The sequence below is a fragment of the Allopusillimonas soli genome (assembly GCF_004153445.1).
In the GTDB taxonomy this organism is placed as follows: Bacteria; Pseudomonadota; Gammaproteobacteria; order Burkholderiales; family Burkholderiaceae_B; genus Allopusillimonas; species Allopusillimonas soli.
In genome coordinates, this window is record NZ_SDQC01000001.1 from 409,158 (window position 1) to 430,866 (window position 21,709).

The window sequence follows — 21,709 nt, forward strand, 5'->3', positions numbered from 1 at the left end:
CGCCACCGCATGCGCCGCGCTGTTTGATCCAGCCGAGGAAATGCACTGGCATCGGGCGCCCAATAAGGCCAGACTGGCTGCATGGTCACGCTTTCCGTATTGCCACTAGCTCATATCCGCCAAGGCGGCTTGCCGCATTGCGCCGCGCGGCACATACCCGATACCGCGCGACGCGGCCGCATGTCACAGCAAGGCGCTGGTACGGCCGAGTTCCTGCTGGCCGGCTCCGCGCTTCTGGTCTTAGGCTGGGCTGGCATCGAGACCTTGCACTGGCACTCAATGCGGCACATGCTCAGTATGGCCTTGCACGAGGCCGCGCGTGCCGCCATCGTAAACCATGGCAATCCGGCCGTGATCGAACGCGCCTTCGAGCATGCACTGCTGCCGCTGTATGCAACGCATGCGCACGCATCGCATGCACGAACCAACCTTGAAGCGGCATTGGCCCGCCGCCAGCGCATCATGGCCGCACCTGCATGGCAAATAGAAATACTCTCCCCCACACCGGCCGTATTCCAGGATTTCGCCGAGCGCGGCCTGCGCGTCGCTGGCGCGGAAGCGCACCCCGCCATCAACAACAATTACCTCGCCCGGCAACACGACCTGCGCCTGGCGCAAGGCTGGCCGGAAGGACGAAGCCCGGCGTCCGGACAAACCACGTTGCAGGCCAACACGCTGACCCTGCGTCTCAACTATAGCCATGCTCCCCTTACCCCATGGGCGGCACACATTCTGCGCCCCCTGGGCAAAAAGAATGGCGGCTACGCCCCGCATGCCTTGGCTCACGGCTATGTGCCCATCGTACGGGAAATCAGCCTGGTGATGCACACACATCCGGTGGCATGGCCCTTGCCACGTGCCGGGAAGGTGGTTGCCCATTCCGGCAGCGCGGGCACGTCATTGCAACCCCATGTCGGCGGCCTGCCGTCACAGCGGCACGCCCGCCCGCTTCGGTTCCCACACACAGACACCGGCAGGAAACAGACGGTCGGCGGGACACAGGCGATGGCGAGTTCAGCCCACGCAAGCGCGGCCGCCGCTTGGCATGATGCTGCAAGCGGACAGGCTGCCGCAGCCAGCGCCTTTTCTGAGGCCCAGGGAGCTGCGTCGACGGAAAGCAAAATGCTGCTTGAAAAAACGAGAAGAGGAATCGCCGACGGCCCGCTGCGGCAATGGGTGGCTCCAGCAAGCCGGGTCCAAGACGCCGAGACAGGCCCTCAAGCAGGCCCAAGCTGCCGCATACCAGGCGCATGACGCGTCAATTGCCTACGCGGTCAGGAATCTTGGGCGTTTTAACGTGAGGCTGCTCTTCGTGGGGGGACAGGATCTGGACATAGATTTCACCGTCCTTGATCATGCCAAGCTCCGCGCGGGCACGCTCCTCAATGGCGGCCGTGCCCGACTTGAGATCCTGTACTTCGGCCTGCATGGCATTATTGCGCGCCAGCAAAGCCGCATTGGTTTCCTTCTGCGCCGCCACCTTGTGTTCGAGTTCATGCACACGCAGCCAACCGCCCTTTCCCAGCCAGAGCGGGTACTGGGTGAGGATGGTTGCAAGCAGCAGGACAATGAAAAGCAAACGCATGAAAGGTACGAAACAGCCCGGTCATGGCCGGGCTGTGCGTTTTATCGCAGGTTATAGAATGCGTCGCGCCCCGGATAGGACGCAACCTCGGCCAGCTCCTCCTCGATGCGCAAGAGCTGGTTGTATTTGGCCATGCGATCAGAACGCGACAGAGAGCCCGTCTTGATCTGCATGGCGTTGGTTGCTACAGCGATGTCCGCTATGGTGGAATCCTCGGTTTCGCCGGAGCGGTGAGAGATCACGGCCGTATAACCGGCCCGCTTGGCCATCTCGATGGCGGCGAAGGTTTCCGTAAGCGTGCCGATCTGGTTGATCTTGATCAGGATGGAGTTGGCAACACCTTGCTGTATGCCTTCCCGCAGAATGGCGGTATTGGTGACGAACAAGTCGTCGCCAACCAATTGCACCTTGTCGCCCAGCTGCTGGGTCAGCAGCTTCCAGCCTTCCCAGTCGTTCTCGGCCATGCCATCTTCGATGCTGATGATGGGATACTTATCGCACCAGTTCGCCAGCAAATTGGCAAAATCCTGAGAGGAAAGAGAAATGCCGCCCTCGCCAGCCAGGTGGTACTTGCCTTCGCGGTAGAACTCGGAGCTCGCGCAGTCGAGGCCCAATGCAATCTGGGAGCCCGCTTCGTACCCCGCATCGGCAATTGCTTGCAGAATGAGCTGAATGGCCGCTTCATGATTGGCGACATTGGGCGCAAAGCCGCCCTCGTCACCCACCGCGGTGGACATGCCCTGGCCATTGATGATTTTCTTGAGCGCATGGAACACCTCGGCACCCATGCGCAAGGCTTCCCGAAAACTGCCCGCGCCCAGCGGAAGAATCATGAACTCCTGCAGATCAAGCGTGTTGTTGGCATGTGCGCCACCATTGATGACGTTCATCATGGGCACAGGCATCTGCAGCGGCCCGCTGCCGCCAAAATAGCGATACAGGGAGAGCCCCGAGTCGTCTGCGGCGGCGCGCGCCACAGCCATGCTGGCTGCAAGCATGGCATTCGCTCCGAGGCGGCTCTTGCTGTCCGTGCCATCGAGGTCTATGAGCGTGCGGTCGACAAAGGTTTGTTCCTGTGCGTCCAGGCCCATGAGCGCTTCGGAAATTTCCGTATTAAGGTTCTCGACCGCGCGCAGTACGCCCTTGCCCTGGTAACGCGCAGCATCACCGTCGCGCAGTTCGATTGCCTCGCGCGATCCGGTGGATGCGCCCGACGGTACGGAGGCGCGGCCCATGGCACCCGATTCAAGCAGGACGTCACACTCGACGGTGGGGTTGCCGCGTGAGTCCAGAATTTCGCGTCCGATAATATCTACGATTGCACTCATAACTTGACTATCCTGCTTTATGTATTTGGTAAACGCCCGATTGTACCTGTGCCGCATGGCCTCGGGCGCAAATAAAGTTTATAGGAAAAGAGATTTTACGGTTGGCATTCCTGTGGTAACAAGAAACGGGCGGTACGCCCGCCGGCATACCGCCCATATGCATGAAGCGCAATGCAAGACCGGCTAGCGCCCGCCGCCCAGCAGCACCCCCACCGACTTGCGGGGAGCAGCGGCGGGCTTGGGTGCAGGCCTTGCCGCGCTGGATGACGAAGACGGAACGTAGGGCTTGTAGAAGAACTCGTCCACCGGTTTGGCGGGCGTGGCGTAGGCACCATGGCCGCGCCGGTCGGGCCGGCCGGTAGCGCCTCGCCTGCTGGATGGCGGCAACGCGAGGCTGCCACGCGGCACACGCGACTTGATGAGCTTCTCGATGTCGAGCAGGTAACGCTCTTCGTCGGGCGAGAAAAAAGCGATGGCCTCGCCCTTGTTGCCGGCGCGGCCCGTACGGCCTATACGGTGGACGTAGTCTTCCGCATTGTGGGGCAGGTCGTAATTGATGACGCAGGGCACGCCGGCCACGTCCAGGCCACGCGCCGCGACGTCCGTGGCAACCAGCACTTCGAGGTCGCCGGCCTTGAAGGCATCCAGCGCCTTCATGCGGTCAGCCTGGCTCTTGTCGCCGTGGATGGATTCGGCCTTGACACCGTCGCGCACCAGTTCACGCGCAAGACGGCTGGTACCGATCTTGGTGTTGGAGAAGACAATGACCTGATTGAAGCCGCGCGACTTGACCAGATGCACCACGGCTTCGCGTTTTTGTGTACCCTGCAGCGGATAGGCGATCTGTGTGACGGTATCGGCGGTGGCGTTGCGGGCGGCGACTTCAATTTCAGCCGGACTGCTCAGATAGCTGCGTCCGAGTTTCCGGATTTCGTTGCTGAACGTGGCGGAAAAAAGCAGTCCCTGGCGCTTGGCCGGCAGCAGGCGCACGATGCGGTCGAGATCGGGAAGAAAGCCCATGTCGAGCATGCGATCGGCTTCGTCCAGCACCAGAATGCCCACCTGGCCCAAATTGACGTTTTTTTGCTCGACGTGATCCAGCAGGCGCCCAGGCGTGGCGATGAGGACCTCGCAGCCACGGCGCAGCGCGTCGCGCTGCGGCCCGATATCCACGCCGCCAAAGACCACCGTGGAGCGCAGCGGCACGTCTTTGCTGTACGCGGCCACGCTTTCCGACACCTGGTCGGCCAGTTCGCGGGTAGGTGTGAGGATAAGCGCGCGCACCGGATGGCGCGCGGGCGATGCGCTGCTATTAGCAAACGGCATGAGCCGATGCAGAATGGGAAGCGTGAAGGCCGCCGTCTTGCCCGTGCCGGTCTGTGCGGCGCCCATAACGTCTCGCCCATCCATGACGACGGGAATGGCCTGGGCCTGGATGGGGGTGGGCGTGGTGTAGCCGGTGTCTGTAACAGCCTTGAGAAGGCCGGGATGCAAACCAAAATCGGCAAAGGAAGTAACAGATACGGCGCTGTTGTCTGGATTCGTGATAGTCATTGCGCATAATTTTACCCCCGCCAGCCGTGCACTGCCAGAATATAGATAGACAGACAAGCCGGTATTGCCCCTGATGCGGCGCTGGTGTCGTTAAAAGCCGACGTTTTGCCTAGAAAATGGCTTGGAGCAGCCACAGGGCCACCATACCGCCAACAATGATCAGTACCGCGCTGCGGGTGCGCAGAAACAGCAGGACGGCAATAATGACCGCCACGATGCGAATATCGAAGACAGGCCCCTGGCCTGCCACCCAGGGAAGTATCTCTGGCACGACGATGCCTGCAAGCGCGGCCGTGGGGGCATAGCGCAGCGCCCGGCGCATACCTTCGGAGAGAGGCAGGCGGTCTCCGAACAAAAAGTAGGTCGCCCGGGTCAGAAAGCTGCTGACGACCAGCAGCGCGATGGCACCCAATACGTAAAGCGTGTGCGCGAGCTCGGGCGTGACGGTCATGCTGGCCTCCCCGTTCGCTGTTGCATCAGCTCAGCCACGACGCCGGCCGCCACCCCGCCGACGACTGCGCCCACCAGTCCCAGCCGCAACGGCAGGGGCTGGCCAACCCAGGCGATCACGCCCGATACGGCCAGGCAGACCACCATGGGACGCGTGCGCACCAGAGGAATGATAATGGCAAGCAACGCCAGTATGGCCGCAAAATCAAGCGACCAGGAGGCAGGGACGAAGGTGCCCAGGAAAATGCCCAGCAGCGAGAAGAAATTCCAGGACAACCATCCCGTTACCACGATACCCAGGTAGTACCACAGCTGGCGACGCGTACCGATGTCATTGCCCTCTCCGTAGCGGCCCATGAATACCACGAAGGAAATATCGGTGGAAAGATAGCCCAGGATCAGGCGCTTCAGCCAGGACATGTGCCGAAAATACGGCTGGAGCGCCGCTCCGAAGATGACGAAGCGGATATTGACGACGGTGGCCGCAAGAAAAATAACCCAGAGCGGCTCATTGGCGGCGATAAGGGGCAACGACGTGAGCTGGGCTGAACCCGCGAACACCAGCAGCGTCATGAGCGTGGACATGGTCTCGGTAAGCCCCGACTGGAGCATGGCGATGCCCGTGACGAAGCCCCACACGCTGGTTGCCACAAGCGCTGCGCGCGCGTCGGCAAAACCACTGATGAACTGATGCCTGCATTCGGTGTCCGGCCACCAGGACGGATATCGGAGAGGACGCACTACGCTGCTGCTCGAGTGAGGGGTTGCTGGGGAAACCGCTATTGTAAGCCACCCGTGCTTGGTACAATCTCCCCGTCATGTTCTGGAGACTGCAATGTCCATGTCCGACCTCGATGGGTATATCTGGTACGACGGCAAACTCGTACCCTGGCGCAACGCCACAACCCATGTACTCACCCATTCCCTCCATTACGGCCTCGCTGTATTCGAGGGTGTGCGCGCCTACAACACAGATATCGGCACGGCCATCTTCCGTCTCCAGGATCACACCCGCAGGCTGTTCAACTCCGCGCACATCTACCAGATGAAAATCCCGTACGACCAGGCTGCCATCAATCAGGCCCAGGTCGATGTGGTACGCGAGAACAAGCTGGAGTCCTGCTATATACGTCCGCTGGTTTTCTATGGCTCGGAAAAAATGGGCGTGTCGCCCAAGGGTGCCACGGTACATGTGGCCATTGCAGCCTGGTCCTGGGGCGCCTATCTCGGCCAGGAAGCCCTGGAACAGGGCATACGCGTCAAGGTGTCGTCCTACGCTCGCCAGCACGTCAATGTGACCATGCCGCGTGCCAAGGTGGCCAGCACCTACGCCAACTCGATACTCGCCAACGCCGAAGCGCTTGATCACGGCTACGACGAAGCCATTTTGCTCGATACCGAGGGTTTTGTCGCCGAGGGTTCGGGTGAAAACATATTTATCGTGCGCGACGGCGTGCTGTGCGAACCCGAAATCGCCTCGGCGCTTACCGGCATTACGCGGTCCACCATCCATACCATTGCAGCCGATCTGGGCATACCGGTCCAGACCAAGCGCCTGACGCGAGACGACTTGTACATCGCCGACGAAGCCTTCTTCAGTGGCACCGCCGCCGAGGTCACGCCCATCCGCGAAATCGACGGCCGCGTCATTGGCGCTGGCAGCCGGGGGCCTGTCACCGCCAAAATCCAGCAGGCGTTCTTCGACATCGCCAATGGCCGCAACGCCAAATATCATCATTGGCTGACCAAGGTCTGAGTCCACGCCGCCTCCCGCAGTATTCCGGCCGCTTTCGCCGCCTTACCGACACCCAACGCATACCAGGACATCTCATGAGCAGCGCCCCCGACAACGTCGTACCAAAGGACGAAACCATCTACCTTGATGCCTCCGATCTGCCACTGTATTGCCCCGGGCCCAAGGCGCCACTATGGAGCATGCACCCACGCGTATTCATCGAGGTCGTCCAGACAGGCAAGACACTGTGCCCCTATTGCGGCGCCATCTACCAGTTGAAGGAAGGCGAGAAGGTCCTGGGCCACGAACGGCACTGATTGCAGCGCATTGCCATATCTCTCAACCGCAGGTCCATCCGCCATGTACGCCACGCCCCAGGAAGCAGAGCAAGCCTTCTACGATGCCCTCAGAAAGGCAGATCTGAGCCTGATGATGAACGTCTGGGCCGATGACGACGAAGTCGTCTGCATACACCCTGGCGGCATGCGCACAATAGGGCACAACGCCATGCAAAGCGCCTGGCAACAGATATTCGTCAACGGCCCGGTATCCATCGTCCCGCTGCGCCCCATGATCATGTCGGGGGTCATGACCTCCGTGCATGTGCTGCTCGAGCAGATAACGGTACATACGGCTCAAGGCGAGCAGACAGCACACTGCTATACAACCAACGTCTTCCAGAAGGGCCCTGGAGGATGGAAAATGACTTTGCATCACGCGTCCCACGCGCCACGGGAGGCAGGCCTGTTCGACCTGCAGGATTTCCCCGACACTTTGCATTGAACGCGGCCGTGACAGCCCAAATAGATACCAGTCCCTGCCCCTGCCCGGTCTGGCTGCCAGGCAGCCATTTACAGACGCTTCACGGCGCGCTGGGCGCAAACTATCACCGCATTGCCTTCGTGCGCGAGCGGGTCGATACGCCCGACGGCGACTTCCTCGACTTCGACTGGACGGCCCCGGGACTGTTTCCCGATCGCCTGTCCAATGGCCGTATGACCACGCCCGATCCGCAATTGACGCATACCGCTGCGCGGCGCTGGCTGCAGGCGGGCGAATGGGAGGCCCTGCCACGGCCGGCAGGCGCACCGGCACTGGTGCTGTTCCACGGCCTTGAAGGCAGCAGCCGCAGTCATTATGCGCAAGCAATTGCGCAGCATTTCCGAGCCCGGGGCTGGACGGTTGTCATCGCGCATTTCCGCAGTTGCTCGGGTTTTCCAAACCGCATGGCGCGCGCCTACTATTCGGGCGACACTGCAGACATCGAATTCATGCTGAAAACCGTGCGTCAACGCATGCCCGACGCACGCTGGCATGCCGTTGGCGTGTCCATGGGCGGCAATGCCATGCTCAAATATATCGGCGAGCAAGGTGAGCAGGTCGATGCGCTGACAGCCTGTGCGGCCGTATCGGTGCCGCTTGACCTGGCGGCCTGCGGACGGCATCTGTCCGAGACATTCCTGGGCAGAGCGCTCTATTCACGCTACTTCCTGCGCACCATGAAGGTCAAAATCATAGAGAAAGCCAGGCGGTTCCCTGGCAACATCGACAGTCTGCGCCTGTCCCAGGCGCGCACGCTGCGTGAATTCGATGATGCCTACACCGCGCCAATGCATGGCTACAAGAACGCCCTCGATTACTGGACGCGCGCGGCAAGCAAGCAACATCTCTCCGAGATCGCCATTCCCGCACTGGTTCTGAATGCCCGCAACGATCCTTTTGTTCCCGAAGCCTCGCTGCCTGGATCCCGCGACTGCTCGGCCAGCGTGCTGCTGCACCAGCCCGCCGAAGGGGGGCATGCAGGCTTCGTGACCGGCGGCTTTCCGGGCAACCTGAGCTGGCTGCCCAACCGGCTGGCACGCTTCTTCGACATGCTGCCCTAGGCGGCAATGCCTGCTACGGCGCTTTCCCGCCTTCTCATGACTTGAAGCGCTCAAGCAGCGCGCGATCGTCCTCCAGGCGTTGCTTCAGGTTGCGAATCTGCACGTCCAGTTCGGACTTGACGTAGAAATCTTTGCTCATGTCCCGGGCCTGGCGCAGCTGCTCGACCGCGGTGGGCAAGGCGCCCGTCATTTCGTAATACTGGGCCATGCTACGCCGCGCTTCGACCTGCATGTTCAGCCGCTCCTGGGCCTGGGCGCGCAATTTATACAGCGTGGCCATATCCGGCCACTTGCGGATCAAGGTATTCAGGAAATCGACCATATCCTTGTCGCCACCCGCCTTTTGCATGACCTCCGCGCGCTTGAGCGCCAGTCCCTGGCTTGAAGGCCATTTGCGCCAGGCCGCATTCACCATGGAAAGCGCCTCCTGGATATTGCCGCGAGCCAAGGCGATCTCCACAGCCAGGCTGGCCAATTCCGGCGCCTCGCGCCCGCCCGCCTGCGCCTTTCGCAGCGCCTGGTCGGCGCCTTCGATGTCGCGCTTGCGCCAAGCGGCATAGGCCAGGCCGTACCATGCCGCGGCCTGTTGCACCCCCGACTGGCCCTGCGTTTCCATGCGCAGTGCGTCTATCGCCGATCCTTGGGCAAGCCCGCCTTCGGCCTGCATTACCCGCAGCTTGGCCCGTACGTACCAAAACGTGTCCGAATCCTGATGCCGAACCCGAGGCGCCTCGGCAAGGCGATTCTCGATATCCGAGAGGCGTTGTATGGACAAGGGGTGAGTGCTGGTGTATACACTGCCACCGCGCCCTTCATTGAGGCGCGACGCGTTGCCAAGGCGCTGGAACATGCGCACCATGCCTTGCGGATCAAATCCCGCCTTGCTCATCATGGCGAGCCCGACTCGGTCCGCCTCCTGTTCGGCCTGGCGCGAAAAACCCAGCTGCTGATCCACGGCAGCCGCCTGGCCGAATGCCGCAACCCCCATGGCCAGATCGCCGCTGCCCGACAGCGCGGCCAGCAGGGCCGCCGCCAACGAGGCAATCAGCACATGATTGCTCTGCGACTGCTGCGTCATGCCTCGCGCTATATGGCGCTGCAGCACATGGCCGATTTCGTGAGCCACGACACCCGCCAATTCGGATTCGGAACCCGCTGCCACTAGCAAACCGCTGTGCACGCCGATGTAGCCGCCCGGCAGCGCGAAAGCATTGATCTGCGGGTCGCGCACACCAAAAACGGTAATCTGCTGGCTGGTTCCGCCGGGGGCATTGGCCACCAGCTTGCGTCCCAGCGATGTCAGATATTGATTGACATCGGGATCGGAGATATAGGTCGGGTCGCGCCGGCCCTGTTCCATGATGGCATCGCCCAGCGTGCGCTCCAGCGCGGGCGACAACTCCGCCGAGGACGCCGCTCCCATGCTGGGAATGCCAGCCGGCTGCGCCGCCACTTGCGCCGGGGCCATGCAGGACAAGGACAAGGCCAGGCCCGCACAGGCACATCGCAGCGGGATGGCATGCCTGTTTTTTTGTAGCGCGGAAATCAGCATCATCCTGTCAGAGACCCCGCCATGCAGTCAGGTTGCAGCCATGGTGCCGCCCTGCCTGCGATTCTGTCGCTCCCGCTTCGAAGGCAGGCGATTCTTGCCGGACAGGCGCATAAGCGTGGACAAGGCAAACAGCAGGCCAAAGACCTCTATGAAGCCAGCCAGCACCCACATGGTAAGGCCGCCAATGGCCTGGTCGGTGAGCGCCGACATGCCAGGAATGGCACGGCCGCACAAATCGAAAATAGGATAAAGATCGTGCTCGGTAAAGGTAATGATGGCCCCAACGACCATTTGCGGCACCATGGTAATGACAGGCGAAATAACCCGCCCTCCGGGCGACATGGCTGCTGGCGGACTGGGCCGGCGGTCGAGTATAAGATTCCAGTACATGAAACCGCTGATGACCACCGACCAGTTCATGAAACGGTACAGGCGCCAATCGAGCATGGAATAGAACTGGGCCGTCGGCACAAGAAAGCCCAGCACCAACACCACGAACAGCAGCGGTACCAGAAATTTGTTGGTCAGGACGGCTTCGATTGCGCGACCGGCCACGGTACGGCGAAAATCCCGCAAGCGCAGCCGCCAGGCCATGGGCAAGCCGGCACGCATGACTTGGCCCGGATATGCCCCCATGATGAGCAAGGGCCCCAGATGATGCAAGACCAGATGCTGCAACCGATGGATGAAGAACATGCGCTCGGCGTAGTAATCCAGGTGCGTGTGCAGCATGAGATAGAGAATGAGCGTACCCGACCAGAAGAAAGCCTGGCGCACCCGGCTGACCCGGTGGACGCGCGTGCCCCGGGCAAACAGCCAGATGCCTGCGGCAAAGAGCAGCAAAAGCGTTGGGGAGAATTCCCAGGGCTTGAGCCAGTCGATAAAATCCATGGAGGGGTCCGAAAAGCGCAACGCCTCCTAGTTTAATGCAAGGTGGCGCTGGTCGCCCCAACGGACCTGGTGCACACCCGGATAGTCCTTGACCTGGCGCGCCTGCATCATGAGAACGCGTCGCTTGTCCGGCGGGCAGGACACGGTGACACATGCGGTTGCCATGTCGTGCCGATGGGCATGATCGACACGCAAACCCGATACTGTCAGGCCGGCCGCCTCGAAATCGAGATATATCTGCCGGCGGATGTCAGCCAGGCTGTTGCGAGGACATACCACCGTGAAACGCGACAATTGGCTGGCTACACGGGCCGGTGCCTGGCGCACACCCGCGCGGCGAAGGAAGAGATCGAAGAAACGCATATTGCCTCCCATGACATTAGGCGCCAGACGCATGGCGCAGGAATCGCCGGCCAGCGGCACGGTGATTCGCGGTGTAAACGACGGGAGTTTTGAATACGAAGGTATTCTGGAAACTGCCACGCCCTTGAAGAAGCCAGGGGCGCGGCATGGACAGCTGGTGGGCTAGCCTACGCGGACGCGCGCCTGGAGATGAAAAGGCCGAAACAAGTTCGACTATTACTATCGCCGGGGTCGGAATTCACCACACAGCTCCTTGAAATTGAACACGCATTATTGTAGCCCGCAGCGCCATCCCGGACAAGGCCGAGGATGTATCGCCATGCAAATGCGGCATCCATCAAACAGAAACAGCCCGCCGGCAGTCAGTTCAGATAACGAGCCCATCGAGCCAGCCTAGCGCCTTGTATACATGAAGGACGATGAGGGCAATACCAAAGGTGAGCACAGCCGCGCCGACGAGCGTGGAGAATATGGCTGCGAATACCGCGCTCCATCCCGTTTGATTGCAGCGGCCCGATCGCGGGTTATAGCGCGCATCGAACCATTCGTCCGTCTTGAGCGCAAACACAAGCGACTCGATGAACCCGGCGGTGATAGGTATGATGAGAATGAGAAAAGGCGGACTGTCCCACCACACCGGGTAAAGCCGGGACAAGGCCAGCATAAGCACGCCGAATGCCGTGATCGCCCAGGCGCGAGGCCTGCCCAGATACCACCAGTGGGCGCCAATGACGCCAAACAGCGATGCCAGCCAGGCAGCGGCCACTTTGCTGCGGTGATAAGAGGGGGATGTCGTGGTCATCATGGCCTTGCGCGACGCGCTGTGAAACAGAATTGACGAGCTGGACAATGTCGCCGGGACACCACCAAGCGTACACCTTAAAATCGTAGGCATTGTAGTCAAGCCAGGAATAGTTCGTGAAGCCGCACACATTCGATATCGTCATCAGCGGCGCGGGCCCGGTGGGCAGCGCGCTTGCGCTGATGCTCGCGCGCCGGGCCGCTGAACCGCAGCGCATCGCAGTGGTGGGGCGCGCACTTTCGACGAACTCCGCCGCGGCTCAGCAAGGCAGGCCAGATCCTCGCACCCTTGCGCTTAACCACGGCAGCCGCAGCCTGCTGGAGCAGTTGGGCGCCTGGCCGGTTGCGGCCGCAGACATCACCACCGTGCATGTTTCCCAACGCGGCAGGCTGGGCCGAACACTGATCCAGCAGGAAGAACTGGGCGTACCGCGCTTGGGCAGTGTTGCCACCTATGATGATGTTTTGGCCAGCCTGCATCGGGCGCTGGCGCGCAGCGGGGTCACTGTGCTCGACGAAGCCGAGCCCACAGGCGCGCAACCGGAAGCCGCGAACCCGCGGGCCGAAGGCACCGATCCGCATGGCGTCACGCTGCCCATTGCCGGGGGAACGATACGTGCGGCCCTGCGCGTGCGCTCCGATGGGGCGCGACCGCGGGGCCTGACACGCAGTTATGGACAGCACGCGCTGCTGACGCTGGCCCGGGCATCGCGACCTCGGCCGGGCTGGGCCTACGAGCGGTTCACGCGTCACGGACCACTGGCATTGCTGCCCCACCCTGCGGGAGAGGGCATCTACGGCATTGTCTGGTGCAATACCCCGCCCGAAGCTGAACGTCTTCAGGCATGTTCGCAAGCCCAGTTCAACACCGAACTGGGCTGTACCTTCGGCGAACGGCTAGGCCGCCTGGAAATACTTGCCGACCGGCATGTATTTCCGCTGCAGTTGCATGCCGGGCCTTCGCAGCTGGATGCACGCAGCGTGGCAATAGGGAATGCCGCCCAGACGCTGCATCCGGTCGCGGGCCAGGGCCTGAACCTGGGCTTGCGCGACGCTGCGCAGCTCGCCCTGGCCCTGGCGCCCTGGCTGGCCCAACCAGATACCGATCCATCCCCCGCGCTTGCGGCCTTTGCGCGACTGCGCCGTCCCGACCGCTGGCTGACCGCGGCCGTCACGGACTTCCTGCCGCGCGTGTTCGCAACCGGCAACCCGCTGGCCGAGCACGCGGCCGGCCTGGCCCTGTTGGGCCTTGACTTGGCATCGCCGCTGCGCATACCGCTGGCCCGCCATCTGCTTCAGGGCCTGCGCCGATAGCATCCATGCCCGCGCAGCCCTTGCGCGCTTTTCCGGGCGTCCGTCACCCCGGTTGGCAAGAGGGTTAAAATCCCCCCATGCGCATCGGCTCCTGGTCTTTTTCCAATCCCGTCTTCGTGGCACCCATGGCGGGCGTTACCGATCGCCCCTATCGCAAGCTATGCAAGACGCTGGGGGCCGGTTACGCCGTGTCCGAGATGGCAGCCAGCAATCCCCGTCTGTGGGAAAGCGTCAAGACATCGCGGCGTCTGGACCACGAAGGGGAAATCGACCCCATTGCCGTACAGATTGCCGGCTCCGATCCCGGCATGATGGCCGAGGCTGCTGTCTTCAATATCGGCAAAGGTGCGCGCATCATCGACATCAACATGGGCTGCCCCGTCAAGAAGGTCTGCAATGTCGCGTCGGGCTCGGCGCTGCTGCGCGACGAAAAGCGGGTATCCGATATCCTGCGTAGTGTGGTCGCCGCGTGTCATCCGCTGGGCGTGCCGGTCACCCTCAAGACCCGAACCGGATGGGACCGCAATACGCGCAATGCGTTGCGCATCGGGTTGCTGGCGCAGGACATCGGCGTGGATGCCTTGATTCTGCATGGCCGCACGCGCTGCGACATGTACCAGGGCGAGGCAGAATACGACACGATACGCGATGTCAAGCAGGCGCTGGACATCCCTGTGGTCGCCAATGGCGATATCGACAGCCCCGAAAAGGCCCGATATGTACTAGACTACACAGGCGCCGACGCAATCATGGTCGGAAGAGCAGCCCAGGGTCGGCCCTGGATATTCCGCGAAATCAGCCATTACCTGCAAACCGGCACTCATCTGCCGCCACCCACGTACGGCGAATTGCGCGACTGCCTGCTCGACCACCTTGAAGACCACTACCGCTTTTACGGCGAATATACTGGCGTACGTTCCGCGCGCAAGCATATAGGCTGGTATCTGGCCGATTTGCCCGATGCACAGGATTTCCTGCCGCACATCAAGCAACTGGACAGTACCCACGAACAAACGCGCGCGATTGAGCAATGGTTTGACCGCCATCCACGCAGCGCAGCCATGGTGGCGCAGCCTGTCACATCGGCCATGGCTGCCGGCCATCGCCATATCCAACTCCATGCATCATGAGAAAAACAAACCTTCTGCAACAATCCGTCCGCGAACAATTGCAACGCTATCTGGCTGACTTGGGCGATTCCGAACCGCGCGACATGCTTGCCATGGTCGTCAATTGCGTCGAACGCCCGGTGCTCGAAATCGCGCTTGAGCAGTCGCGGGGCAACCAGTCCAAGGCGGCTGAAATGCTTGGCATTACACGCAGTACCCTGCGAAAGAAACTGCAGGCCCACAATCTGCAGCCCTGAGCCCTGGCATCCGCACCGTATCCCTATTTCACTACCTTCACCTTCTCCATTCATGAAAATCCAGACTGCCCTGCTTTCGGTTTCCGACAAAACCGGTATCGTTGAATTTGCCCAGGCATTGGCCCAACGCGGCGTAAGACTGTTGTCCACCGGCGGCACCGCGCGCCTGCTGGCCCAAGCCGGCCTTGAGGTCACGGAAGTGGCCGATCACACCGGCTCGCCGGAAATTCTCGATGGTCGCGTCAAGACGCTGCACCCCAAGATCCATGGCGGCCTCCTGGCGCGCCGTGACAGCGAGCAGCACATGAACACGCTGCGCGAGCAGGGCATAGACCGCATCGACCTGCTGGTCGTGAACCTGTACCCCTTCCGGGAAACCATTGCCCGCGACGACTGTACCTTCGCCGACGCCGTCGAGAACATCGATATCGGCGGCCCCGCCATGCTGCGCGCCGCCGCCAAGAATCACGGCACGGCGCAGGGCGGCGTGACGGTCGTGATTGATCCGGCGGATTATTCCCGCCTGCTGGCGGACATGGACGGCCCCGCTGGAGCGCCCTCCTACGCTCTGCGCCTGGAACTGGCCGCGAAAACCTATGCCCACACTGCCGCCTACGACGGCGCCATCGCCGCCTACCTCACCAGCCTGAGCGAAACGGAACCCGCCCAGGATAAAACACCGCAGCGTGCGCCGTGGCCGGGCGTGCTCACCATACAGGCCCGCCAGCAGCAGGTGCTGCGCTATGGCGAGAATCCGCACCAGGCAGCGGCCTTTTATATAGACCAGCCCTTGCCTCCCGGCTTGCTGGGCAGCTACCGCCAATTGCAGGGCAAAGAGCTGTCCTACAACAACATCGCCGATGCGGATGCGGCATGGGAATGCGTGCGCAGCTTCCAGGAAAGCGCCTGCGTCATTGTCAAGCATGCCAACCCATGCGGCGTGGCGGTTGCCGACAGCCCTCTGACCGCATATCAAAGCGCGTTCAAGACCGATCCCACGTCCGCATTCGGTGGCATTATTGCCTTCAACCGTCCCGTCGACGCGGCGACAGCACAGGCCATCAGCGCGCAGTTCGTCGAAGTGCTGCTGGCACCGGGCTACTCGTCCGAAGCCCTGGCCGTCTTCGCCGCCAAGAAAAATGTCCGTGTGCTGGAAATTCCGCAGGGCGGCGCGCATAACGCATTCGACGTCAAGCGCGTGGGCGGCGGCTGGCTGGTTCAAAGCCCCGATGCCGCCGATGTCGACGAAAGCGGACTGAAGATCGTGACCAAACTCGCCCCCACCGAGCAGCAGATGCGCGATCTGCGCTTTGCCTGGACCGTGGCCAAGTATGTGAAATCGAATGCCATTATCTTCACCGGAAACGGCATGACGCTGGGGGTGGGCGCCGGCCAGATGAGCCGTGTGGATTCCGCCCGCATCGCTGCCATCAAAGCGGAGAACGCGGGCCTGAGCCTGGAGGGTTCCGCCGTGGCTTCCGATGCGTTCTTCCCCTTCCGTGACGGCCTGGATGTCGTCGTCGATGCCGGTGCGCGCTGCGTTATCCAGCCCGGCGGCAGTATCCGCGACGATGAAGTCATTGCAGCCGCCGACGAGCGCGGCATCGCGATGGTCTTCACCGGCATGCGTCATTTCCGCCACTGACGGCCGGCTGTGCGCATACTCGGCATCGATCCCGGCCTGCGCCGCACCGGCTTCGGTGTGATCGAAGTCGAGGGCAGCCGGCTGCGCTATATCAGCAGCGGCACCATCGTCGTGCCGACCGATCAGCCGCTGGCGGGTCGGCTCAAAGTCATCCTCGACAACATACGCGAGGTTGTCCAGTCGACCCGGCCATCGGTATCGGCGCTGGAAAAAGTGTTCGTCAACGCCAACCCCACGTCTACCCTGCTGCTCGGACAGGCACGCGGGGCCGCGGTATGCGCCCTGGCTGACAGCCTGCTCGAGGTGCATGAATATACAGCGCTGCAAATCAAGAAGTCGGTCGTAGGTAACGGCCATGCCGCCAAGGAGCAAGTACAGAAAATGGTGCAGCATCTGCTGGAGCTGGACGGCATTCCCGCGCCCGACTCGGCTGACGCGCTGGCCTGCGCCATCTGCCACGCGCATCTGTTTCCTTTGTCCGAACGTCTGCGCCAAACCGCCGGCATCGCACCCAGTCGCCGCACGCGGGTGCGTGCAGGCAGAGTTCTTGGCTAGCGACGCCCGGCGGCGGATTCTCCTTCACCTTCTTCAGGACTGTGCCACATGATAGGACGCATAACAGGTATCTTGCTCGAGAAAACACCGCCCGTGGTATGCATAGACGTGGGCGGCGTCGGCTATGAAATCGACGTCCCCATGAGCACACTGTACGATCTGCCGGAGAACGGCGCGCGCGTGACGCTCTTTACACATCTTGCCGTGCGCGAGGATGCCCATACACTGTACGGTTTTCTCTCCAACAAGGAACGCATGGCTTTCCGCTCGCTGATCAAGGTGACTGGCATAGGAGCAAGGACAGCCCTGGCCGTGCTTTCGGGCATGACGGTGGAAGAACTGGCCTTGGCCATTACACAACAGGAGACCGGACGCCTGACGCGCGTGCCGGGCATAGGCAAGAAAACGGCAGAGCGCCTGTTGCTGGAGCTCAAGGGCAAGTTGGGCGCCGACCTGCCCGCCAGCCCGGGGGTGCAGGCGAACGGACGGGACGATATCCTGAACGCCCTGCTGTCGCTGGGCTACTCTTCGTCGGAGTCGACGTCCGCCATGAAAAAACTGCCTCCGGACGTGGATGTGGCCGAAGGCATACGCCTGGCGCTCAAATCGCTGTCGCGCGCCTAGCGGCCCACCCGCGGGCGGGCGTCAGCCAGCCTGCAAATGCTGGCCATAACGGGCCAGGTCCACGTTGCCGCCGCTGAGCAGCACCCCGACCCGCATGCCCTTCATAGGCACGCACTGGTTCATGGCAGCGGCGGCGCCCAGGCAGCCGGTGGGTTCCACCACGATCTTCATGCGTTCGGCGAAAAACTGCATCGCGGCCACGAGTTGTGCGTCGGACACAGTGAGAATATCCCGAACCTGATCGCGGATAATGGGAAAAGTGATCTTCCCCAGGTACTGCGTGACGGCGCCGTCCGCGATGGATTGCGGCGGCCCGATGCGGACGATTTCCCCTTTACGCAGCGACTGCAGACCGTCGTCGCCAGCCTCGGGCTCTACACCGTACACGGCACAATCGGGCGCGATGGCGCGGGCGGCGAGCAGGGATCCGGACAAAAGGCCGCCGCCGCCCAGCGGGACAAACAGCGCGTCGAGGCCGCCCACGTCTTCCAGCAGCTCCTTAACGGCGGTGCCCTGCCCCGCGATGATGTGCGGATGATCGAAAGGCGGGATAAGCGTGAGCCCCTCCTTTTGCGCCAGGTCCAGCGCAATGGCCTCGCGATCTTCGGTATTGCGGTCATAGTCGATGATGCGGGCGCCATAGCCCTCGGTAGCAGCCCGCTTGGCGCGCGGCGCATCATTCGGCATGACGATGGTGGCGGCAACGCCCAACATGCGGGCGGCAAGCGCTACGGCCTGCGCGTGATTGCCGGATGAAAAGGCCACCACGCCGGCCCGGCGCTGCTCAGGTCCAAGCCGGGCAATGGCGTTGTAACCACCCCGGAACTTGAAGGCGCCGATGCGCTGCAGGTTCTCGCACTTGAAGAACACCTGTGCGCCAAGCCTGTCGTTGAGTGTGGTGGAGGCAAGAACCGGCGTGCGATGGGCAATGCCATCGAGGACACGGCTTGCATCGAGGACGTCTTCGTAGGTGGGCAGCGCGGCAGACATGTATTCAGGAACCGGATAATGACGAAAATAGGATTATGCTGCAATTTGATGCGTGTGCAAGGGTGCCCGCGATAGAGTACCATTCGATACTGTAGATATACTCAGCATCTCTCACAGACGACATGGCCATACATTCCGATTCGCTCTCCAGCACGCCCGCGCCAGAACGCATCGTGACACCGCACAGCGCCTCGCCCAATGAAGATTCCATCGAGCGGGCCCTGCGCCCGCGCCGGCTGGACGAATACATAGGCCAGCAGCGCGCACGGGAGCAGCTCGAGATATTCATTCAGGCGGCACGCCAGCGCGGCGAGGCGCTTGATCACGTACTGCTTTTCGGACCGCCGGGGCTGGGCAAGACCACGCTGGCCCATATCGTGGCGCACGAGATGGGTGTGCAGTTGCGCCAGACGTCAGGCCCCGTGCTGGAGCGCCCGGGCGATCTGGCTGCCTTGCTTACCAATCTCGAACGCAACGACGTGCTGTTCATCGATGAAATCCACCGCCTTTCGCCTGTGGTCGAGGAAATCCTGTATCCGGCTCTGGAAGACTTCCAGATCGACATACTCATTGGCGAAGGCCCTGCCGCGCGCAGCGTCAAGATAGACCTGCAGCCTTTCACCCTGGTGGGCGCCACCACGCGTGCGGGCATGCTCACCAATCCTCTGCGCGATCGTTTCGGCATTGTTTCGCGGCTGGAATTTTACAGTGCCCAGGATCTCACGCACATCGTCACCCGCAGTGCGCGGCTGCTCAGTGCCGACACCACGCCTGAAGGCGCCATCGAAATCGCCCGCCGTGCTCGCGGCACGCCTCGCATTGCCAATCGCCTGTTGCGGCGCGTACGCGACTACGCCGAGGTCAAGGCGGGTGGGCGCATCGATGCCGACGTGGCCGGAGCCGCATTGTCCATGCTCGAAGTCGATCCGCAGGGCCTGGACCTCATGGACCGCAAGCTGCTCGAGGCCATTATCCACAAGTTCGATGGCGGCCCGGTGGGGGTGGACAGCCTGGCCGCGGCCATAGGCGAAGAACGCGATACCATCGAAGACGTCATCGAGCCTTATCTCATTCAGCACGGCTACTTGCAGCGCACGCCACGTGGCCGCATGGCCACGCAGACAACATGGCGCCATCTCGGCTTGGCCGCGCCCCAGTCGGCGGGCGGCACGCCTGATCTGTTCTGAGCGCAGGCCGTCCTTGCCATTGCCTGCCTCAGCCGCCAGGCGCGGGCTCCACGGGCTTGCGTACCGCTACCGCGCTACGCAACGCAGCAGATCTTCTCCATACGCCTCGCGCTTTCGCACGCCCACACCGCTGATCTGGCCCAGGTCATCCAGCGTACGCGGCGGATCCAGCGCAATCTCGCGCAAGGTAGCATCATGGAAAATGACGTATGCTGGCACGCCATGGCTGCGCGCTACTTCGGCGCGCCAGCTGCGCAAGGCCTCGAAACGGGCCTGGGCCTCCGGTGGCAGCACGATCGCAGCCTTGCCGCGCGATGCCGATGCCCGGCCGCCCCGCGTCTTTTTCTCGGATTCACGACGCAGCATCAACGTCTGTTCGCCCTTCAGCACAGCCCGGCTGCCTTCGGTAAGCGCCAGGGTGCCGTAGCCTTCGTGATCCACAGCCAGCAGGCTTTGCGCCAGCAATTGGCGCAGCACCCCGCGCCAGGCGGACTCTGAAAGATCCGCGCCAACGCCGAACACCGACAGGCTGTCATGCCCGTATTCCTTGACGCGCTCAGTGAGCTTGCCGCGCAGGATGTCGATAAGGTGTCCCGCGCCAAAACGCTGCCCGCGCTCGCGCCACAGCCGATAAACCGCAGACAGGATTTTCTGGGCCGCCACCGTACCATCCCATGCCTGGGGAGGCTCAAGACAGGTGTCGCAATTGCCACAAGGCTCGATATGCTGATCGAAATAATCCAGTAGCCGCTGGCGCCGGCAGTGTACGGTTTCGCACAGCCCCAGCATGGCATCCAGCTGCGCTCCCAAGCGCCGACGAAAACTGTCATCGCCTTCCGATTGATCGATCATGCGCCGCTGCTGTACGACATCCTGAAGCCCATAGGCCAGCCAAGCCGTGGCGGGCAGGCCGTCTCGGCCGGCCCTGCCCGACTCCTGATAGTAGCCCTCGACCGACTTGGGCAGATCGATATGGGCGACAAACCGCACATCGGGCTTGTTCACGCCCATGCCAAAAGCAATGGTGGCCACCATGACCAAGCCGTCTTCGCGCAGGAAACGGGACTGATTGGCCGCCCTGACAGGCCCGCTGAGACCGGCATGATACGGCAGCGCCGGTATGCCATGCTCGCAAAGAAATGTCGCGGTATCCTCCACGCGAGCACGCGACAGACAATACACGATGCCGCAATCGCCATCGTGCTCCGCCTTGATGAAGGCCAGCAGTTGCTTGCGCACCTCGCTCTTCTCGACAATACGGTAGCGGATGTTCGGACGGTCGAAGCTGGCCACGAAATGCGGTGCATCGTCCAGCATGAGCCGTTGCGCAATTTCACGCCTGGTGACGGTGGTGGCCGTTGCGGTCAGCGCCAGGCGCGGCACCCCTGGCCAGCGCTCATGCAGCACCGACAGGCCCAGGTATTCCGGCCGGAAATCGTGGCCCCATTGAGATACACAGTGCGCTTCATCGATGGCGAACAGGGCGATACGCCCGCGCTCGAGCAGATCCATGCAGCGATCGGTCAACAGGCGCTCGGGCGCGACGTACAGCAGGTCAAGCTGGCCGTTGAGAAAGGCCTGCTCCACCTCGCGCGCTTCGCGCCAATCCTGCGAGGAGTTGAGATATGCGGCCCGCACGCCGAGCTCCAGCAATGCATCGACCTGATCCTGCATCAGGGCGATGAGCGGCGAAATGACCACGCCTGTGCCCGCCCGGACCAGGGCCGGAATCTGATAGCAGAGCGACTTGCCACCTCCGGTGGGCATGAGCACCAGCGCGTCGCCGCCGCCTATGACGTGGTCGATGATGGCTTGCTGGTCGCCGCGGAAGGATTCATAGCCAAAAACAGTCTGGAGCGTGTCCAGGGAAGGTGTGGTCATGCCGG

The 21,709-nt window shown here is 62.2% G+C and carries 24 protein-coding genes; 13 read left to right on the forward strand and 11 right to left on the reverse strand.

The window, feature by feature from the left end; all coding sequences use genetic code 11:
• Positions 1-81 precede the first annotated feature (81 nt).
• A complete protein-coding gene (locus ERD78_RS02005; RefSeq protein ID WP_129967546.1) occupies positions 82-1,254 on the forward strand; it encodes a TadE/TadG family type IV pilus assembly protein in 1,173 nt (390 codons plus the stop codon).
• A gap of 4 nt (positions 1,255-1,258) precedes the next feature.
• Here the strand turns inward: ERD78_RS02005 and ftsB are convergent, their stop codons facing one another.
• The 5 genes from ftsB to ERD78_RS02030 form a co-directional block, all read right to left on the reverse strand.
• Positions 1,259-1,585, reverse strand: coding sequence for a cell division protein FtsB (gene ftsB, locus ERD78_RS02010; RefSeq protein ID WP_129967548.1), 327 nt, complete (start codon positions 1,583-1,585; stop codon positions 1,259-1,261).
• Positions 1,586-1,626: 41 nt separating this feature from the next.
• Positions 1,627-2,913 carry a phosphopyruvate hydratase gene (eno, locus tag ERD78_RS02015; RefSeq protein ID WP_129967550.1) on the reverse strand — a complete coding sequence of 429 codons (1,287 nt, stop codon included), beginning with the start codon at positions 2,911-2,913 and terminating at the stop codon, positions 1,627-1,629.
• Positions 2,914-3,096: 183 nt separating this feature from the next.
• A complete protein-coding gene (locus ERD78_RS02020) occupies positions 3,097-4,467 on the reverse strand; it encodes a DEAD/DEAH box helicase (protein WP_129967552.1) in 1,371 nt (456 codons plus the stop codon).
• 109 nt (positions 4,468-4,576) lie between these two features.
• Positions 4,577-4,918, reverse strand: a complete 342-nt coding sequence (locus ERD78_RS02025) for an AzlD domain-containing protein (RefSeq protein ID WP_129967553.1) — start codon at positions 4,916-4,918, stop codon at positions 4,577-4,579.
• Positions 4,915-5,601, reverse strand: a complete 687-nt coding sequence (locus tag ERD78_RS02030; RefSeq protein ID WP_245152345.1) for an AzlC family ABC transporter permease — start codon at positions 5,599-5,601, stop codon at positions 4,915-4,917. The genes ERD78_RS02025 and ERD78_RS02030 overlap by 4 nt, the downstream gene beginning before the upstream one ends.
• Before the next feature lie 151 nt (positions 5,602-5,752).
• Between ERD78_RS02030 and ERD78_RS02035 the strand changes: the two genes are divergently transcribed.
• The 4 genes from ERD78_RS02035 (at position 5,753) to ERD78_RS02050 (ending at position 8,535) form a co-directional block, all read left to right on the forward strand.
• A complete protein-coding gene (locus tag ERD78_RS02035; protein ID WP_129967555.1) occupies positions 5,753-6,673 on the forward strand; it encodes a branched-chain amino acid transaminase in 921 nt (306 codons plus the stop codon).
• Positions 6,674-6,747: 74 nt separating this feature from the next.
• A complete protein-coding gene (locus ERD78_RS02040) occupies positions 6,748-6,969 on the forward strand; it encodes a zinc-finger domain-containing protein (protein ID WP_129967557.1) in 222 nt (73 codons plus the stop codon).
• 43 nt (positions 6,970-7,012) lie between these two features.
• Entirely contained in the window at positions 7,013-7,435 is a 423-nt protein-coding gene (locus ERD78_RS02045) for a YybH family protein (RefSeq protein WP_129967558.1), read from the forward strand.
• An 8-nt stretch (positions 7,436-7,443) separates the two neighbouring features.
• Complete coding sequence (locus ERD78_RS02050; protein WP_245152295.1) at positions 7,444-8,535, forward strand: YheT family hydrolase; 1,092 nt, start codon at positions 7,444-7,446, stop codon at positions 8,533-8,535.
• A gap of 34 nt (positions 8,536-8,569) precedes the next feature.
• On the opposite strand, the gene ERD78_RS02055 is transcribed toward ERD78_RS02050, so the two are convergent.
• The 3 genes from ERD78_RS02055 to ERD78_RS02065 are packed head-to-tail and all read right to left on the reverse strand — an operon-like array spanning position 8,570 to position 11,341.
• On the reverse strand, positions 8,570-10,090 hold the full coding sequence (locus ERD78_RS02055) for a M48 family metalloprotease (RefSeq protein ID WP_306669758.1): 1,521 nt from the start codon (positions 10,088-10,090) through the stop codon (positions 8,570-8,572).
• Between the two features lie 24 nt (positions 10,091-10,114).
• A complete protein-coding gene (locus ERD78_RS02060; RefSeq protein ID WP_129967562.1) occupies positions 10,115-10,978 on the reverse strand; it encodes a cytochrome c oxidase assembly protein in 864 nt (287 codons plus the stop codon).
• 27 nt (positions 10,979-11,005) lie between these two features.
• A complete protein-coding gene (locus tag ERD78_RS02065) occupies positions 11,006-11,341 on the reverse strand; it encodes a hypothetical protein (protein WP_129968291.1) in 336 nt (111 codons plus the stop codon).
• 31 nt (positions 11,342-11,372) lie between these two features.
• On the opposite strand from ERD78_RS02065, the gene ERD78_RS20085 reads away from it, so the two are divergent.
• Positions 11,373-11,507 (forward strand): hypothetical protein, encoded by a 135-nt coding sequence (locus ERD78_RS20085; protein ID WP_257216459.1) that lies wholly within the window; start codon positions 11,373-11,375, stop codon positions 11,505-11,507.
• 201 nt (positions 11,508-11,708) lie between these two features.
• Here ERD78_RS20085 and ERD78_RS02070 read toward each other — a convergent pair whose 3' ends face one another.
• Positions 11,709-12,191, reverse strand: coding sequence for a TM2 domain-containing protein (locus ERD78_RS02070; protein WP_371734554.1), 483 nt, complete (start codon positions 12,189-12,191; stop codon positions 11,709-11,711).
• Positions 12,192-12,259: 68 nt separating this feature from the next.
• Here ERD78_RS02070 and ERD78_RS02075 point away from each other — a divergent pair, with 68 nt between their 5' ends.
• The 6 genes from ERD78_RS02075 to ruvA all read left to right on the forward strand — a co-directional run bounded on the left by ERD78_RS02075 (position 12,260) and on the right by ruvA (position 17,646).
• Entirely contained in the window at positions 12,260-13,456 is a 1,197-nt protein-coding gene (locus ERD78_RS02075) for an FAD-dependent monooxygenase (protein ID WP_129967564.1), read from the forward strand.
• 77 nt (positions 13,457-13,533) lie between these two features.
• The gene (gene dusB, locus ERD78_RS02080; protein WP_129967565.1) at positions 13,534-14,586 is read left to right on the forward strand and encodes a tRNA dihydrouridine synthase DusB; all 1,053 of its coding nucleotides are present in this window, start codon (positions 13,534-13,536) and stop codon (positions 14,584-14,586) included.
• Positions 14,583-14,822, forward strand: a complete 240-nt coding sequence (locus ERD78_RS02085; RefSeq protein WP_129967567.1) for a helix-turn-helix domain-containing protein — start codon at positions 14,583-14,585, stop codon at positions 14,820-14,822. The genes dusB and ERD78_RS02085 overlap by 4 nt, the downstream gene beginning before the upstream one ends.
• A gap of 52 nt (positions 14,823-14,874) precedes the next feature.
• On the forward strand, positions 14,875-16,467 hold the full coding sequence (purH, locus tag ERD78_RS02090; protein WP_129967569.1) for a bifunctional phosphoribosylaminoimidazolecarboxamide formyltransferase/IMP cyclohydrolase: 1,593 nt from the start codon (positions 14,875-14,877) through the stop codon (positions 16,465-16,467).
• Between the two features lie 9 nt (positions 16,468-16,476).
• Positions 16,477-17,022 carry a crossover junction endodeoxyribonuclease RuvC gene (gene ruvC, locus ERD78_RS02095; RefSeq protein ID WP_129967571.1) on the forward strand — a complete coding sequence of 182 codons (546 nt, stop codon included), beginning with the start codon at positions 16,477-16,479 and terminating at the stop codon, positions 17,020-17,022.
• A 48-nt stretch (positions 17,023-17,070) separates the two neighbouring features.
• The gene (gene ruvA / locus ERD78_RS02100; protein ID WP_129967573.1) at positions 17,071-17,646 is read left to right on the forward strand and encodes a Holliday junction branch migration protein RuvA; all 576 of its coding nucleotides are present in this window, start codon (positions 17,071-17,073) and stop codon (positions 17,644-17,646) included.
• A 21-nt stretch (positions 17,647-17,667) separates the two neighbouring features.
• Here ruvA and ERD78_RS02105 read toward each other — a convergent pair whose 3' ends face one another.
• Entirely contained in the window at positions 17,668-18,636 is a 969-nt protein-coding gene (locus ERD78_RS02105; RefSeq protein WP_129967575.1) for a threo-3-hydroxy-L-aspartate ammonia-lyase, read from the reverse strand.
• Between the two features lie 122 nt (positions 18,637-18,758).
• Here ERD78_RS02105 and ruvB point away from each other — a divergent pair, with 122 nt between their 5' ends.
• Complete coding sequence (gene ruvB, locus ERD78_RS02110) at positions 18,759-19,823, forward strand: Holliday junction branch migration DNA helicase RuvB (protein ID WP_129967577.1); 1,065 nt, start codon at positions 18,759-18,761, stop codon at positions 19,821-19,823.
• A 66-nt stretch (positions 19,824-19,889) separates the two neighbouring features.
• Here ruvB and recQ read toward each other — a convergent pair whose 3' ends face one another.
• A complete protein-coding gene (gene recQ / locus ERD78_RS02115) occupies positions 19,890-21,704 on the reverse strand; it encodes a DNA helicase RecQ (RefSeq protein ID WP_129967579.1) in 1,815 nt (604 codons plus the stop codon).
• Positions 21,705-21,709: the final 5 nt, after the last annotated feature.